The organism is Streptomyces sp. NPDC029674 (genome assembly GCF_044903205.1).
Taxonomy (GTDB): Bacteria; Actinomycetota; Actinomycetes; order Streptomycetales; family Streptomycetaceae; genus Streptomyces.
In genome coordinates this window covers 846,481-861,901 of record NZ_JBJDPY010000001.1, presented here as the reverse complement: position 1 = coordinate 861,901, position 15,421 = coordinate 846,481, and the positions used below count along the sequence as shown (strand labels likewise).

Below are 15,421 nucleotides of genomic sequence, written 5' to 3'. Positions count from 1 at the left end.
GGTGGGGAATTAGTGGGTCCTTGGTCGTACGTCTCTCAGGCGCGTGAGGCGTATGTGAGGAAGTCGGACCAGGCGGTGGGGGTGAGGTCGAGGTGGGGGCCGTCGGTGACCTTTGAGTCGCGGATGTGGATGGTGTGGGGGGTGGCGGCTATCTCGACACAGTCCTCGCCGTTACTGCTGTCGCTGTAGCTGCTCTTGAACCACTCCAGCCTGGAGGCGTCCCCGGCAGAAGCCTTGCGGATCATGTCTCTCCCAGCACTTGCTCGATGAAGGCCCGAGACTCCCGTGGCGAGAGAGCCTGGGCCCGGATGATGCCATACCGCAGTTCGAGAATACGGAGCTGCCTCGGGTCGGAGACCGGACGGCCTGCGAACTCGTCGTCGGTACGTCCCATAGCTGTACCGTCTCCGAACTTCAGCACCTGGATCCGACCGCCCATCCCGGGGTGATCGCTACAGGCCGTCGGCATCACCTGGACCTCGACGTTCCGCAACTCCCCCAACTCCAACAGGCGTTCGAGCTGTCGACGCAAGGCCATTGTCCCCCCGATGGGCCGCCGCAGCGTCACCTCTTCTTGGACGAAGCTGAACTCCGGCGCCGGCATACGCTCGAAGACCGACCGCCGCGCCAAACGTGCCGATACCAGGCGCTCCAGCGCCTCATCCGTGTAGGCGGGCCGTCGGGTTCCGAGCAACGCCCGCGCGTACTCCTCCGTCTGCAGCAGGCCGTGAATGTTGTGGTTGCTGTACATCCCCAGCTCGACCGCCCGCTCCTCCAACTTCGCCAGTTCCCGAACCCGCTTCGGATACCGTGCCTCCCTCATCTCCTTCTTCATCGCGGAGACGAGCCCGCGTGCGTCGACCACCTCCTCCACTTTGTCCAGGTACTCGGGGCGGGGGATGCGCGCCCCGCGCTCGATCTTGCGGATCAAGTCCTCCCCGTACCCGATCGCTTCCCCGAACTCCGCCACCCGGAAGCCCGCGGCCTCGCGCCACCGCTTCAGCTGATGGCCGACCATCTCGACCACCGCACTGATCTCGTCCTCGGGGTCGACGTCCCAACCGGGTTCGTCCACACCATCGTTACGTTCTTCCACCGCGCCCACCTCCGACGTACCGTCCAAGCCCAACGCGCACACGTACCCGGACGTCACCCAAGACAGGCGGGACAAGCCGGGACAACGACCGGACAGACTCCGTACGCACAGCGCGCCCCGCTACCCACGCCACGCACGGGCGGCCACGCTGAGTGACGTGAACCAAGAAACCACCCGGGCTCAAACCCCCACACCCGTACAGCAGTTCACGATCCTGCTCTCCGCGACGCGCAGAGGCGCACGACTGGCCCGGCTCCTCACGAGGGAGCAACTGCACAGCTGGGGACGGCCGACCGAGACGGCCGAGCAGATCGTCGCCGAGCTGGCGAACAACGCCGTGCTGCACGGCCACGTGCCCGGCAGAAGCTTCCGGCTGGGGCTGACGATCACCGTCGCGAAAACACTCCGTATCGAAGTGACAGACGCGCGGGCGGACCGCAGCCCGCCGCTCCACCCGCGCCGCCCCTCCCCCGAGGCGGAGTCGGGGCGGGGCCTGCTCCTGATCGAGGCGCTCGCGGACCGCTGGGGCACGGATCTGGGACCGCTCCCGCTCCGCCCGTGCAAAACGATCTGGGCGGAGCTTGACGCGCCGCGCGAGCCGTAGCCGCGGCTTTGGTGGGCCGGTGCCTTTGATGGGTACCGGGGCCGCCCGGTTTTTTGCGGAGTGTGGCGGTTCCGGGCCGCCAGTAAAGGGCGCTCCTGCGTCGCGTCGGCTCCGCCGATTCCGCTTCGCTCCACCCTTGACTGCCGTCCCTCCACCGCACGCAGACGTTGACCCGGACGGCCAGGGGTGGGGTCTACGGGGACCTGGGGATGGGGCATCCCCTTTCACTGCCGGGTGCGGACCGGCTCATCGTGAGTCCCCGTCACGGTCGAAGCGGCGCCCCGGCTTCTCCGCTCGGGCCACCCCCTCTCGCGGCCGCGTGCGGACCGGCCCAACGTGAGCGCCCGCTACGGTCAAGGCGCCCCCGCTTCTCCGCTCGGGTCATCAGCTCTCGCCGCCGAGTGCAGACCGGTGGCCCATCATGGGTGCCCGTTACGGTCTGGGCTCGGCCAGCCGCCCCGGTCGGGGACCTACTTTGGGAAAGTTGCGAATCGGGTCGGCGCGCGCCCCCTTGCCGCGCCCCGCGCGCCGTCGCGCATGCCTGTCCGGCCCGGGAATGGGGCATAGCGGGCCCGCGTGCCGGGGGCGTACTGGTCGTGTAGGGGGGCGTGCGGCGCACGCATTCGCAACTTTCCCGAAGTAGGTGCCGCCGAGCGGCGAAGGCGGGGCGGCCGGCCGAGCCCGGACCGTAACGGGCACCCACGAGGGGCCGGATATGCCTGTGCTCGCCCTTGGGTGACGGACGGCTTGCGATCCGGTACTCCTCCGCTCAGGCCAGGGGCCCGCTCACGTTAGATTGATCCCGTGTTCTCGTTTTCTCGTCTCACGCGCCCCCAGGCCCTCGCCGTCTGCGCTCTGCCCGTCGTGGCCCTGCTCGCCGTCGCGGGGCTCGCGCCGTTGCCGTTTGCCGTGGCGCAGCCGGGGGGGACGGCCAACGTGCTCGGGGAGCATGAGGGGAAGCCCGTCCTGACGGTTTCCGGCGTGCCTACGCGGGAGACCAAGGGGGAGCTTCGGATGACCACGATTGTCGCGACCGGGCCACAGATGGATGTCTATCTGGGTGACGTTGTCGACGGGTGGTTCCGGAGTGATCGGGCCGTGATGCCCAAGGAAGCCGTCTATCCCGTCGGGGACGACGTGAAGGAAGTCGAGAAGCACAATCTCGGTGACATGAAGAAGTCGCAGGACGCCGCCACGGACGCCGCGCTGCGGTATCTGAAGGCGAACGGCGTGGACGGTACCGACAAGGTGAAGGTCAAGGCCGACCTCGGCAAGATCGGTGGGCCGAGCGCCGGGCTGTTCCTCACGCTCGGCATCATCGACAAGGTGGACGGCAACGGCAGCGGCGGTGACCTCACCGGTGGCCGCAAGATCGCCGGCACCGGCACGATCACGGCCGACGGCAAGGTCGGGCCGGTCGGCGGCGTCGCCCTGAAGACGCAGGCCGCCGCGCGCGACGGCGCCACCGTCTTCCTCGTGCCGAAGGACGAGTGCTCGGACGCCGAGGCGGAGCTGCCGAAGGGGCTGCGGCTCGTTCCGATCACGACGCTGACGGGAACGGTCGACGCGTTGCGTGCCCTGGAAAAGGGCGGGAAGGGCGCGAAGGTTCCGAGCTGCTGATCAGGCGTAGGCCCAATTCGACTAGAGTCCAGCCGAGTTGAGCGCGGAGTTGGGGGCGCGGGTCTCGTGCGGGGGCTGCTGCTCGCCGTAATTCCTCGGCGCGGGCGTTGTGCAGGATCAGGTGTACGTCGGGGTGCATGGGCTCGTTCCTCTCAGGCGGTGTCGCTGTCGCCGATCGGTCGGGTCGGGAAGATGGTGGAGTGGATGCGCACCTTTGCCGCGTTCGGGGTGCCTTCCTCCGGCGCCAACGGCCGGTAGCCCTCCACGAGTTCGTGGATCTTTCGGCTCAGCTCGGAAGCCTGCGCCGGTGTCAGGTCCAGGGCGAAGTCGCTGAGGTCCGAGGCCTCCTGCCAGTCCTGCGGCCACTCGTTCCGCGTGGCGATCCAGGTGGACACCTCTTGTGCGCGCTGCGTCGCGTACTCGTGCAGGATGGTGCTCAACGCCCCCCGCACTTCCGGGTTCTCGTCGAGCATGAGGGCCGCATCGGTGTGGATGCCCTGCTGAGCGGGGCGCCACCAGCGTTCCCGCCCCTTGCCGCGGTCGGGATCGTCCTCCACGAACCCGTACTCCGCGAGCTGGCGCAGGTGGTAGCTGGTCGCGCCGCTCGACTCGCCCAGGCGTGCCGCGAGTTGGGAGGCGGTCGCCGGTCCGTCGATGCCCAGCGAGGAGAGCAGCCGCATCCGCAAGGGGTGAGCGAGGCCGCGCAGTGTGCGCGCGTCGAGCTTGCGGACCTTGTGCGGCTTCGGCTGTTCCGTCATGCAGCGAGCGTAGAGGTGCAAAGACTCCGTTGCAACGGGTTCTTTGCAACGGAGTCTTTGTAACTATGGCCGAACCTACTCCTTGACGAAGCCCTCCTCGATCAGCCAGTCCTTCGCCACCTCATGCGGGTCCTGACCCTCCACGTCCACCTTGGAGTTGAGCTCCCGCGCCACCTTGTTATTCAGCCTCTTGGTGATGGGGGACAGCACTTCCGCCATCTCCGGGTGTTCCTTCAAGGACTTGCTGTTGATTTCGGGGGCCGCGTTGTAGTTGGGGAAGAAGTGCTTGTCGTCCTCCATCGTCGTCAGGTTCATCGCCTTGATGCGGCCGTCCGTCGTGAAGACCTCGCCGTACGTGCACGTCCCCTTGGACGCCTGGGTGTAAATGATCCCGGTGTCCATCTTGGTGATGCTGGAGGAGGGGACGTGCATCCCGTACTTCTTCTGCATGCCGGGCAGTCCGTCCTCCCGCGACGCGAACTCGCTCTCCACGCAGAGCGATACGGCCTTCGGGTTCGACTTCGACAGCTTCGCCACGTCCGAGAGGGTTTTCGTCTTGTACTTCGCGGCGTTCCGACGGTTCATCGCCAGGGCGTACGTGTTGTTGAGGGTGGCGGGCGGCAGCCACGTGACGCCATTCTTCAGGTCCGCGTCGTGCACCGCCTGCCACTGCTTCCGCGGGTCGGTGATCGGTTCGGTGTTGCCCTGGTACGTGATCCAGGCCGTGCCCGTGTACTCGTACATGGCGTCCGCGTCGCCGCCCTTGACCGCCTCACGTGCGCCGATCGAGCCCTGGATGCCCGTGCGGTCGAGCACGTCCGCGCCGGCCGCCTGGAACGCGATGCCCATGATCGCGCCGAGGATGAGCTGCTCGGTGAACTCCTTGGACGTGACGGTGAGGTCGGCGCCCTTCAGGGGCAGGCCCTTGCCGATGGAGCCGGGCTTGACGTCGTCGACCATCGGGCTGCCGCTGGTCAGGCCGCAGCCGGCGAGCAGTGACCCGCCCAGGACGGCGACGACGGTGGTGCGAGCCGTGATCCTCATGCGTCCACCTCCAGGCCCCTCGGGCGCATGAACAGTTCGGCCAGCGACGCCAGCCAGTCCACGAGGAGCGCCAGCGCGATCGTCAGGATCGAGCCGAGCATGAGGACCGGCATCCGCTGGTTGGTCATGCCCGTCGTGATCAGGTCGCCTAGGCCGCCGCCACCGCCGAACGTGGCGAGGGTCGCCGTGCCGACGTTGAGGACGAGCGCCGTGCGGACGCCCGCGAGGATCAGCGGGACGGCGAGGGGGAGTTCGACCTTCGACAGGACGCCGAGCGGTGACATGCCGATGCCGCGCGCCGCCTCCAGGAGCGTCGGGTCGTTCGCCTTCAGGCCCGCGATCGTGTTGGAGAGGACCGGCAGGACGGCATAGATGATGATGCCGATCAGCGCGGCCTTCTCGCCGATGCCGAGCCAGATCACCAGGAGCGCGAGGAGGCCGATCGCGGGGGTCGCCTGGCCGATGTTGGCCAGGGCCATCGCGACCGGGGCGCCTTTGCGCAGCCGCTTGCGGGTCAGCAGGATGCCGAGCGGGATGGCGATGATGAGGACGAAGAACGTCGAGATCGCCGTGAGCTCGATGTGCTGGCGCAGCCGGAGCCAGACGTTTCCGTCGGCCAGCGCGTTCTTGGAGATCGAGTCGAGGTCGGCCTGCTGGAACCACACCCAAGTGGCCAGCAGGATCACGGCGAGGACGGCGGGCAGGAAGGTCAGCTTCTGCCAGGTGACCTTGCGCGGCTGCCGGGCGGCCAGTGCGGTGGGCGGGGCCTCCAGTTCGGCCTCTCCCTCGTCGCGGAAGGCGAGGCCCTTCACCTCGTGCTCGCCCTCGGGGCGGGATGCTTCCCTGGGTGACGGCTTGTGGTCAGGGATGCGGGGCGTACCCCCGGGGACTCCGTTCACGCCTTCGCCTCCCCGCCGGCGCCCTCCTGCTCGAAGCGGGTCAGCTGCGCCCGCTTCTCCAGCAGTTCGTGCTGGTGCTCGACGGCTTCCAGGCGGTCGGCCTCCAGCATCTCGTGGACGGAGTTCATCAGCGTCTCCATGTCGACGACGCCCGTGTACTCGCCGCGCCGCCCCGTCACCGCGACCCGGCCGGAGCTGTCCGTGAGGACCGCTTCGAGCGCGTCGCGCAGGGTGGCGTCGCGGGTCACCGTGTCGTGGACGAGGGTGCCCGCGCGGGCCAGCGAACCCTTGGCGCGCATCAGGTCGCCGCGCCGCAGCCACTTGTAGGGTCGGCGGCGCTTGTCGAGCAGGAGCAGTTCGTTGGTGCCGCTGTCGCGCAGCTTGTCGAAGATGTCCTGGAGCGGGTCGTCGACGGTCACCGTCGGGATGTCGGCGATCTCGACGTCGCGTACGCGGGTCAGGTTGAGGCGCTTCAGCGCCGCGCCCGCCCCGACGAAGCCCGACACGAAGTCGTCCGCCGGGTTGGTGAGGATGGCTTCCGGGGTGTCGAACTGCGCGATGTGGGACCGCTCCCGCAGGACGGCGATGCGGTCGCCGAGCTTGATGGCCTCGTCGAAGTCGTGCGTCACGAAGACGATCGTCTTGTGCAGCTCGTGCTGGAGCCTGATCAGCTCGTCCTGGAGGTGGTCGCGGGTGATCGGGTCGACGGCACCGAACGGCTCATCCATGAGGAGGACGGGCGGGTCCGCCGCCAACGCCCGCGCGACGCCGACGCGTTGCTGCTGGCCGCCGGAGAGCTGGCGCGGGTAGCGGTTGTGGAACTCGCCCGGGTCGAGCCCCACCAGGTCGAGCATCTCCTCGACCCGGGACTTGACCCGCGACTTGCCCCAGCCGACCATCTTCGGCACCAACGCGATGTTCTGGGCGACGGTCATGTGCGGGAAGAGGCCGGAGGACTGGATCGCGTAACCGACCTTGCGGCGCAGCTTCACCGGGTCGATGTCGGTGACGTCCTCGCCGTTGATGCGGATGCGTCCGCCGGTCGGCTCGATGAGCCGGTTGATCATCTTCAGGGTGGTCGACTTGCCGCAGCCGGAGGGCCCCACGAAGATGACGGTCTCGCCCGCCTTGATCTCCATGTTCACGCTGTCCACGGCCGGTTCGCCGCTGCCCGCGTAGCGCTTGGTGAGGTTCTCCAGCTCGATCGTCGCCCCGGAGGTGGCGCTCGCCCCGGATGTGGCGCTCGCTCCGGAGGTTGCGGTGGTCTCAGACACGGATCCCCCTCGAAATGGTCAGCCTGCCGATCACGACGTACGCGGCGTCGAAGAGCAGCGCCAGGATGACGATCCCGAGCGTGCCCGCGAGTACCTGGTTGAGCGCGTTCTTGCTGCCGAGCGAGCCGATGCCGCGGAAGATCTCGTTGCCGAGCCCCGGGCCTGAGGCGTACGCGGCGATGGCCGCGATGCCCATCAGCATCTGTGTGGAGACCCGGATGCCGGTGAGGATGGGCGGCCAGGCGATCGGCAGCTCCACCTTGAAGAGCCGGGCGAGCCGGGACATCCCGATGCCCTTCGCGGCGTCGACCAGCGACGGGTCGACGCCGCGCAGCCCGACGATGGCGTTGCGCACGATCGGCAGCAGCCCGTACAGGGTCAGCGCGACCACGGTCGGCGCGACGCCCAGCCCCACGACGGGGATCAGCAGGCCGATCATGGCGAGGGAGGGGACGGTGAGGATGGTGGACGTGACGGTCGTGGCGAGGTTGCCCGCCCATTCGCTGCGGTACGTGAGGACGCCGATCAGTACGCCGATGACGGTGGCGACGACCATGCACTGGAAGACGGCGCTCGCGTGTTGATACGCGTCCGTCAGCAGTTGCTGGTGGCGGTTGCCGAGGTAGTCCCAGAAATTCACTGAAGTGCTCACCTCGTCTTTCCGAAGGAACTCACGGTCGGTGACTCTTGGGTCGGTGACTCAGGGGTCTTCGGACGCCTGCTCCACCAGCGGGATGATCCGCAGCGGAACGGGGTTTTCCATGACGATCGCCGTGGAAGCCCGGACGATGCCATCAAAGCCCACGACCCGGTCGATCACACGTTGGAGATCGGCGTTCGAGCGGGCCACGAGGCGGCAGAGCATATCGCCGTGGCCCGTGATGGTGTGCAGCTCCAGCACCTCGGCGACGGTCGCCAGATGCGCCCGTACGTCCGCGCCCTGGCCCTGTTTGATCTCCAGCGTCGCGAACGCCGTGACGGGGTAGCCGAGCGCCGCCGGATCGACCTCGGGACCGAAGCCGCGGATGACTCCATTGGACTGAAGCCGGTCCATCCGCGCCTGCACCGTGCCGCGCGCGACGCCGAGCCTGCGGGACGCCTCAAGAACCCCGATACGCGGCTCCCGTGCCAGCAGCACGATGAGTCTGCCGTCCAGATGATCGATCGCCATGACGCCTCCACGGTGGTCACGATGTACAGATAGCCCGCCCATCCTGGCCAGTCACTGGACAGATTGACCACTGAAAACGCGAACTATTGCGCACCTTGCGGTTCGGCGGGAGCCTCAGCACATGACTGAGACCACCACTCACACCAGCCCCGAAACCGCGCGCGAGGCCGACCCCTTCCCGGTCAAGGGAATGGACGCGGTCGTCTTCGCCGTGGGCAACGCCAAGCAGGCCGCGCACTACTACTCCACGGCGTTCGGCATGAAGCTGGTCGCCTACTCCGGACCGGAGAACGGCAGCCGCGAGACCGCGAGTTACGTGCTCACCAACGGCGGTGCGCGTTTCGTCTTCACCTCCGTCATCAAGCCCTCCACGGACTGGGGACAGTTCCTCACCTCCCACGTGGCCGAGCACGGCGACGGCGTCATCGACCTCGCCATCGAGGTGCCGGACGCGCGCGCCGCGTACGCCTACGCCGTCGAGCACGGCGCGCGCGGCATCACGGAGCCGTACGAGGTCAAGGACGAGAACGGCAAGGTCGTCCTCGCCGCCATCGCCACCTACGGCAAGACGCGCCACACCCTGGTGGAGCGCGTCGACTACGACGGCCCGTACCTGCCCGGTTTCGTCGCCGCGAACCCGATCGTCGAGCCGCCGGCCAAGCGCACCTTCCAGGCGATCGACCACTGCGTCGGCAACGTCGAGCTCGGCAGGATGAACGAGTGGGTCGGCTTCTACAACAAGGTCATGGGCTTCACGAACATGAAGGAGTTCGTGGGCGACGACATCGCGACCGAGTACTCGGCGCTGATGTCCAAGGTGGTCGCGGACGGCACCCTCAAGGTGAAGTTCCCGATCAACGAGCCCGCCATCGCCAAGAAGAAGTCGCAGATCGACGAGTACCTGGAGTTCTACGGCGGCGCGGGCGTCCAGCACATCGCGCTCGCCACGAACGACATCGTGGAGACCGTGCGCACGATGCGCGCGGCGGGCGTCCAGTTCCTCGACACGCCGGACTCGTACTACGACACGCTCGGCGAGTGGGCCGGTGAGACCCGCGTCCCCGTCGAGACCCTGCGCGAGCTGAAGATCCTCGTCGACCGCGACGAGGACGGCTACCTGCTCCAGATCTTCACCAAGCCGGTCCAGGACCGCCCGACCGTCTTCTTCGAGATGATCGAGCGGCACGGCTCGATGGGCTTCGGCAAGGGCAACTTCAAGGCGCTCTTCGAGGCGATCGAGCGGGAGCAGGAGAAGCGGGGCAATCTTTAGGCGCCGTCTGTCGCGGGCTGCGCCCGGCTCGTCCTCGATCGCCGGACGGGCTCCATCACCTCGGCCCGGCTCGTGACCGCTCGCCGGACAGGCCCGCATTCCGCGGGCCCGTCCGGCGAGCGCGTTTCTCAGAGCCCCGCGCTGCCGCGCGCGAACTCCAGCGAGCGCCTGAACACGCGCTCGACCTCCGCGTCGGCCACGCCGTGCCAGCCGTGGTCCGCGCCCGGCACCGTCCACAGCTCCGCCGGTACCCCGGCCGCCGTCAGGGCGGCGGCGAGGGACGCGCTGTGGGGGTGGTCCACCATCGTGTCCGCGTCGCCGTGCACGAGGAGGAACGGCGGTGCGTCCGGGTGTACTTGGGACAGCGGGCTGCCCGCCCGCGCCCGCTCCGGGACGGTCGCCGGGGCCGCGCCGAGCAGGAGGGCCTCAGGGGTGGCGGGGTCATCCGGGGTGAAGTGGCCGCGCGCGGCGGTCAGATCGCTCGGGCCGTACCAGATCACGGCGCCGGCGAGAGGCCGCTCCTCCTCGGTCAGGGCGAGCAGCGAGGCGAGGTGGCCGCCCGCCGACTCGCCCCACACCACGGTCCGTTCGGTGTCGACGCCCAGCTCCGCGCCGCGCAGGGTGAGCCAGTGCAGCGCCGACCGCACGTCGTCGAGCGGGGCGGGGAAGGCCGCCTCGCCGCTGAGCCGGTAGTCGACGCAGGCCACGGCGAGACCTTCGGCGGCGATCCGCGCGAACGGGCCCGGCGACCAGTGCCGGGTGCGCATGCCCATGTCGTCGCGGCGTCCCTGGAGCCAGGCGCCGCCGTGCACGAAGAGCACCAGTGGCGCCGGGCCTGCCTCGGGAGTGGTCCCTGGCAGCCACAGGTCGAGTTCCAGAGGGCGGCTGCCCGGCTCCTGACGGTAGGGCACGCCGCGCAGTTCGCGTACGCCGGGCGCGCGCACCGCTGCGGGCGGCAGGGGAGCGACGTCGGGGTGGGGCGAGGCGATCAGCTCGCGGAGCGCGGGCCCCGTCACCGGGTGCGCCACTGGTGGTCGGGCAGGAAGTTCACGTCGTACTGCTGGGGGACGGTGCCGAACTTGTGGGGTTCGGGGATCAGCGGCCGGTGCGGCAGGCCGTGCTCCTCCGCGGGCGCGCCCAGGTTCTCGAAGAAGCGCTCGAACGTGCCGCCGGGGCCCGCGGCGACGCCGACGACCTGGCTGTGGTGGCGCTCCATGCGGTAGGCGTGCGTGCAGTTCTTCGGTACGAAGCCGAAGTCGCCGGGGGTGAGCAGCTTCTCCTGCTGGAGGCCCTCGGTGTCCTCGACGAAGAGGCGGACCGCGCCCTGGGTGACGTAGAAGACCTCGTGCGTGTCGGCGTGCACGTGGGCCGGTATGAGGTCGCCCTTGGGGCCCTCGACGGTGAAGAAGTTGAAGGTGTTCTCGGTCTGCTCGCCGCCCGCGTAGACGGTGATCAGGTCACCGAACAGGTGGGCGCGGTCGCCCTCGCCCTTCTCGATGAAGTAGGGCTTGCCCGGCTCCGGGGGGATGTGGGAGGCGCGGCGGTAGCGGGTGGCGTACTCGATGGTCATGGGCGGGGGCTCCCAGGGACTCGTGTCGGCTGCCGAACGGCAGGTGCCGTGTCGGGAGAGTGTCAGGTAGCCTGACATTCATGACCGAGAGTACCGCTCGACGCAATTTGCCCCAACTCCTCGGCGAAGCCCGCCGCTGGTTCGAGGAAGGGCTCCTCGCCGCCATGGAGGCGGCCGGCACGCCGGCCGTCTCCCCGACCCAGGTGCAGCTCTTCGCCGTCCTCGACGAAGGCGGCACCACCACCTCCGAACTCGCGCGCCGCATGGGTGTCACCCGGCAGACCGCGCACCAGGCCGTGCACGGCCTCGTCGGGGTCGGGCTCCTGGAACAGGTCCCCGACCCCGCCTCCGCCCGGCAGCTGCTCATCCGCCGCACTCCGCAGGGCGAGCGCGCCCACCGCGACGCCGGCGCCGCCCTCGCACGCCTGGAGGACCTGCTCGCCGAGCGCATCGGCGCGGCACAGGCTGACGCCCTGCGCGCGGCCCTCGAAGCGCCGTGGGGGCCGGTGCCGGGGCCGGACTCAGTCGCGGGGTGACGGCTGGGCCTGCGGCTGCTTGCGCGGCGTCGTCTGCCGGGGCCGGGGCCGGGGCCGGGGCAGCGGCGGGGCCACCTCCCCGATCGGCGCGTACACCTGCTCGGGCCCGCCCTCCGGCGGCTCGCCCAGCGCCTCCAGCGCCCTCTTCGCCGCGGGCACGCCGAGCGGCGAGAAGTACGGGTTGACGCGCATCGCCTCCTGCAAGTGGCGGCGCGCGGCGCCGTAGTAACCCAGCTCCCGCTCGATCTGCCCCCGGTGGAAGGCGAAGAGGGCGCTGCGGGGCCCCTTGTCCATCGCCTTCGTGACCAGCTTCAGACCCGCCTCGCCGTCCCCCGACTTGTGCAGCGCCCAGCCCAGCGCGTCCGCCGTCTCGGGGCTGCCGTGCCGCTTGTACTCCGCGGTGAGCCGCCTCACCGCCGCGTCCGCGTCACCGTGGTCCGCCTCGAAGAGCCCCAGGATCCGCTGGTTGTTGACGCCGTCCGTGCTCGCCTCCTTCACCCGGGCCCGCAGCACGTCGTACTGCGCACGCGCCGCCGGACGCAGCTTCAGCGACTCGTACAACTCACCCAGCTCCAGGGCGTACTCGGGCAGCGGCTGCTTCATGAGCGCCGACCGGTAGGCCTGCAGCGCCTCCGAGGGGCGGCCCAGCGCGGCAAGCGCGCGGCCCCGGCCCGCGAGCGACGGATGGTGGTCGGTCTCGGCGGCGAGCGCCGCGTCGTAGTAGCGCAGCGCCACCGCCGGCTCGCCCCGCTCCCACGCGAGCTCCCCGACGCGGTGCAGCGCCGCCGCCTTCTCCGCCGGAGCCTCCGCGAGCGCCGCCGCGTCGGTCAGCGCGGAGTTCGCGTCCTCGCGCCAGCCGCGGTTGCGGTAGACCTGCCCGGTCCGCGTCAGGACCGCGGCGCCCGAACCCAGCTTCTGCAAGGACTCCAGGGCCTTCTGCGCGCCCTTCGTGTCCCCGAGACCGCTGTACGCGTCGATCAGCGGGGGATACGACGTCCACCGCTTCGGCGCCTGCTTCACCGCGAGCTCGCCCCACTTCCGGGCGGCGCGGAAGTCGCGCCGGGCGTTCGCCAGCGCGGCAAGACCCGTCAGCGCCTCCGGGTTCCCCTCGGGCCGCGTCCTGAGCGACGTGCGCAGCGCGCTCTCCGCCTTCGGATAGTTCGCGAAGTCCGCCGTCCGCACGCCCTGCGCCACATACGCCGAGCCGAGCACCGCCCAGGACTGCTCGTCACCCGGATGGGCCCGCAGATGCGCCTCACGCTCACCGATCAACGCCGCCAGATCCGGCAGTGCGGCGGGCGTCCCCGCCCCCACGGCCACCATCGCCCGCCCGGCCGGGCCGAGCGCGGGCGGCGCCGGTTTCCCGCCGTCCTGCGGCACCAGCACGTACGCACCGCCGATCACCACGCTCCCCGCGACCGCGCCGACCAGCACACGCTTCACCGAAGGCTTCATGACGCTCACTCTGCGCCACTGCCGTCCATACGAAGAGCACATCCCGGGCCCGCGGAACGGCGTCGCACACGGGTTCACACCGATGGCCCCGAGTGCGAGGCTGTGATCATGAGCCGCACCCTCATCGACCTCCTTCAGGAGGGTCTCCCGGCCGAGGCGGTCCTCACCGACCCGGACGTGACCTCCTCGTACTCCCACGACATGGCGAGCTTCTGCGACGCGGGCACCCCGGCCGTCGTGGTCCTGCCGCGCACCGTCGAGCAGGTCCAGCACGTCATGCGCACCGCCACCGAACTGCGCGTCCCCGTCGTCCCGCAGGGCGCCCGCACCGGCCTGTCCGGCGCCGCCAACGCCCACGACGGCTGCATCGTCCTGTCCCTCGTCAAGATGGACCGCATCCTGGAGATCAGCCCCGTCGACCGCATCGCCGTCGTCGAGCCGGGCGTCATCAACGCCACGCTGTCCCGCGCGGTCGGCGAACACGGCCTGTACTACCCGCCGGACCCCTCCAGCTGGGAGATGTGCACCATCGGCGGGAACATCGGCACCGCCTCCGGCGGTCTGTGCTGCGTGAAGTACGGCGTCACCGCGGAGTACGTCCTCGGGCTCGACGTCGTCCTCGCCGACGGGCGGCTCATGAGCACCGGCCGCCGCACCGCCAAGGGCGTCGCCGGATACGACCTGACGCGGCTCTTCGTCGGCTCCGAGGGCAGCCTAGGCATCGTCGTCCGCGCCGTCCTCGCCCTGCGCCCCCAGCCGCCCCAACAGCTCGTCCTCGCCGCCGAGTTCCCCTCGACGCGGGCCGCCTGCGACGCCGTCTGCACGATCATGGAGGGCGGCCACGGCCCCTCGCTCCTCGAGCTGATGGACCGTACGACGGTGAAGGCCGTCAACGCGCTCGCCCACATGGGCCTGCCCGAGACCACCGAGGCGCTCCTCCTCGCCGCCTTCGACACCCCGGACCCGGCGGCCGACCTCGCCGCGGTCGGCGCGCTCTGCGAGGCCGCGGGCGCCACCCAGGTCGTCCCGGCCGAGGACGCCGCCGAGTCCGAACTCCTCCTGCAGGCACGGCGGTTGTCCCTCACCGCGCTCGAAGCCGTCAAGGGCACCACGATGATCGACGACGTGTGCGTGCCCCGCTCCCGGCTCGCCGAGATGCTCGACGGCGTCGAGCGCATCGGCGAGAAGTACGGCCTCACCATCGGGGTCTGCGCGCACGCGGGCGACGGCAACACCCACCCCACCGTCTGCTTCGACGCGGCGGACCCCGACGAGGGCCGGCGCGCCCGCGAGTCCTTCGACGAGATCATGGCCCTCGGCCTCGAACTCGGCGGCACCATCACCGGCGAGCACGGCGTCGGCATCCTGAAGAAGGAGTGGCTGGCGCGGGAGATCGGCCCGGTGGGAGTGGAGATGCAGCGGGCCGTCAAGGCGGCCTTCGACCCGCACGCACTCCTCAACCCGGGCAAGTTGTTCTGACTTTGTGGCGGCTCCACTGCCCCCTCCCCGTGGCGGCGGAGCTCACTCACCGTCCTTGGACTCGTCCGACGGCCACGGGTCGCGCAGCCACAGCTCGTCGAGGCGGCCGCGGCCCGAGGCGGGCGCCAGCAGCTCGGCGAGGCCGTCGTCGATGCCGAGCCGCTCGGCCTCGGAGCCGGGCGGGACCGCCCGCAGCGTCCGCTCCAGCCAGGCCGACACGGCCGCGGCCGGCGCCTCCAGGAGTGCGTCGCCGTCCGGCGAACTGAGCGCCATCAGGACGACGCTGCGGCCCTCCACCTTCGTCGGCCACACCCGCACGTCGCCGTGCCCGCATGCCCTGAACACCCCCTCCACCATCAGCTCCCGGGCGAACGTCCAGTGCACCGGGTGGTCCGAGCCGATGTGGAAGGCGATGTGGACGGCGTAGGGGTCGTCGGTGCGGTAGGTGAGGCGGGCCGGGACGGGGACGGCCCGCTCCGGCGAGAGAACCAGTTTGAGCTCCAGCTCGCGTTCCACCACGGAGTGCATGTCGATGCCCTTCTCTCCTCGTAGGGGTCCTGGGAGCGGACCCGTACGAGTGGAGAGCGCGAGATCCCCCGAGCATTACGCGGGTTACGGAAACTTTCTTCTCACGCGGCGGATGTG

At 70.0% G+C, this 15,421-nt stretch carries 17 protein-coding genes; 5 read left to right on the top strand and 12 right to left on the bottom strand.

Going from position 1 to position 15,421, the window contains the following annotated elements:
- Window positions 1-35 precede the first annotated feature (35 nt).
- Together ACI2L3_RS03840 and ACI2L3_RS03835 are read right to left on the bottom strand one after the other, a co-directional pair.
- Window positions 36-245 carry a DUF397 domain-containing protein gene (locus ACI2L3_RS03840; RefSeq protein ID WP_404750657.1) on the bottom strand — a complete coding sequence of 70 codons (210 nt, stop codon included), beginning with the start codon at window positions 243-245 and terminating at the stop codon, window positions 36-38.
- Window positions 242-1,096, bottom strand: a complete 855-nt coding sequence (locus tag ACI2L3_RS03835; protein ID WP_404750656.1) for a helix-turn-helix transcriptional regulator — start codon at window positions 1,094-1,096, stop codon at window positions 242-244. Before ACI2L3_RS03835 ends, ACI2L3_RS03840 begins: the two co-directional genes overlap by 4 nt.
- Before the next feature lie 157 nt (window positions 1,097-1,253).
- On the opposite strand from ACI2L3_RS03835, the gene ACI2L3_RS03830 reads away from it, so the two are divergent.
- The gene (locus tag ACI2L3_RS03830; protein ID WP_404750655.1) at window positions 1,254-1,700 is read left to right on the top strand and encodes an ATP-binding protein; all 447 of its coding nucleotides are present in this window, start codon (window positions 1,254-1,256) and stop codon (window positions 1,698-1,700) included.
- A gap of 864 nt (window positions 1,701-2,564) precedes the next feature.
- Entirely contained in the window at window positions 2,565-3,320 is a 756-nt protein-coding gene (locus tag ACI2L3_RS03825; protein WP_404750654.1) for a S16 family serine protease, read from the top strand.
- 152 nt (window positions 3,321-3,472) lie between these two features.
- On the opposite strand, the gene ACI2L3_RS03820 is transcribed toward ACI2L3_RS03825, so the two are convergent.
- From ACI2L3_RS03820 to ACI2L3_RS03795, 6 genes are all read right to left on the bottom strand, one after another.
- Window positions 3,473-4,078 (bottom strand): ArsR/SmtB family transcription factor, encoded by a 606-nt coding sequence (locus ACI2L3_RS03820; protein ID WP_404750653.1) that lies wholly within the window; start codon window positions 4,076-4,078, stop codon window positions 3,473-3,475.
- 75 nt (window positions 4,079-4,153) lie between these two features.
- The gene (locus tag ACI2L3_RS03815) at window positions 4,154-5,122 is read right to left on the bottom strand and encodes a glycine betaine ABC transporter substrate-binding protein (protein ID WP_404750652.1); all 969 of its coding nucleotides are present in this window, start codon (window positions 5,120-5,122) and stop codon (window positions 4,154-4,156) included.
- Window positions 5,119-5,991 (bottom strand): ABC transporter permease, encoded by an 873-nt coding sequence (locus ACI2L3_RS03810; RefSeq protein ID WP_404750714.1) that lies wholly within the window; start codon window positions 5,989-5,991, stop codon window positions 5,119-5,121. The genes ACI2L3_RS03815 and ACI2L3_RS03810 overlap by 4 nt, the downstream gene beginning before the upstream one ends.
- A gap of 26 nt (window positions 5,992-6,017) precedes the next feature.
- Window positions 6,018-7,295 carry a betaine/proline/choline family ABC transporter ATP-binding protein gene (locus ACI2L3_RS03805; protein ID WP_404750651.1) on the bottom strand — a complete coding sequence of 426 codons (1,278 nt, stop codon included), beginning with the start codon at window positions 7,293-7,295 and terminating at the stop codon, window positions 6,018-6,020.
- A complete protein-coding gene (locus tag ACI2L3_RS03800) occupies window positions 7,288-7,935 on the bottom strand; it encodes an ABC transporter permease (protein WP_404750713.1) in 648 nt (215 codons plus the stop codon). Before ACI2L3_RS03800 ends, ACI2L3_RS03805 begins: the two co-directional genes overlap by 8 nt.
- Window positions 7,936-7,995: 60 nt before the next feature.
- Window positions 7,996-8,466, bottom strand: a complete 471-nt coding sequence (locus tag ACI2L3_RS03795; RefSeq protein WP_030794967.1) for an Lrp/AsnC family transcriptional regulator — start codon at window positions 8,464-8,466, stop codon at window positions 7,996-7,998.
- A 121-nt stretch (window positions 8,467-8,587) separates the two neighbouring features.
- Between ACI2L3_RS03795 and hppD the strand changes: the two genes are divergently transcribed.
- Complete coding sequence (gene hppD, locus ACI2L3_RS03790) at window positions 8,588-9,736, top strand: 4-hydroxyphenylpyruvate dioxygenase (RefSeq protein WP_404750650.1); 1,149 nt, start codon at window positions 8,588-8,590, stop codon at window positions 9,734-9,736.
- Window positions 9,737-9,864: 128 nt separating this feature from the next.
- Here the strand turns inward: hppD and ACI2L3_RS03785 are convergent, their stop codons facing one another.
- Both ACI2L3_RS03785 and ACI2L3_RS03780 read right to left on the bottom strand, forming a co-directional pair.
- Window positions 9,865-10,752, bottom strand: a complete 888-nt coding sequence (locus tag ACI2L3_RS03785) for an alpha/beta hydrolase fold domain-containing protein (RefSeq protein ID WP_404750649.1) — start codon at window positions 10,750-10,752, stop codon at window positions 9,865-9,867.
- Complete coding sequence (locus tag ACI2L3_RS03780; RefSeq protein ID WP_404750648.1) at window positions 10,749-11,306, bottom strand: quercetin 2,3-dioxygenase; 558 nt, start codon at window positions 11,304-11,306, stop codon at window positions 10,749-10,751. Before ACI2L3_RS03780 ends, ACI2L3_RS03785 begins: the two co-directional genes overlap by 4 nt.
- Before the next feature lie 80 nt (window positions 11,307-11,386).
- On the opposite strand from ACI2L3_RS03780, the gene ACI2L3_RS03775 reads away from it, so the two are divergent.
- Window positions 11,387-11,842 (top strand): MarR family winged helix-turn-helix transcriptional regulator, encoded by a 456-nt coding sequence (locus ACI2L3_RS03775; RefSeq protein ID WP_404750647.1) that lies wholly within the window; start codon window positions 11,387-11,389, stop codon window positions 11,840-11,842.
- Here the strand turns inward: ACI2L3_RS03775 and ACI2L3_RS03770 are convergent.
- The gene (locus tag ACI2L3_RS03770) at window positions 11,828-13,297 is read right to left on the bottom strand and encodes a tetratricopeptide repeat protein (RefSeq protein ID WP_404750646.1); all 1,470 of its coding nucleotides are present in this window, start codon (window positions 13,295-13,297) and stop codon (window positions 11,828-11,830) included. The genes ACI2L3_RS03775 and ACI2L3_RS03770 overlap by 15 nt on opposite strands.
- Window positions 13,298-13,405: 108 nt before the next feature.
- Between ACI2L3_RS03770 and ACI2L3_RS03765 the strand changes: the two genes are divergently transcribed.
- A complete protein-coding gene (locus ACI2L3_RS03765) occupies window positions 13,406-14,776 on the top strand; it encodes an FAD-binding oxidoreductase (RefSeq protein ID WP_404750645.1) in 1,371 nt (456 codons plus the stop codon).
- A gap of 42 nt (window positions 14,777-14,818) precedes the next feature.
- On the opposite strand, the gene ACI2L3_RS03760 is transcribed toward ACI2L3_RS03765, so the two are convergent.
- Complete coding sequence (locus ACI2L3_RS03760) at window positions 14,819-15,304, bottom strand: SsgA family sporulation/cell division regulator (RefSeq protein ID WP_404750644.1); 486 nt, start codon at window positions 15,302-15,304, stop codon at window positions 14,819-14,821.
- Between the last annotated feature and the right edge of the window lie 117 nt (window positions 15,305-15,421).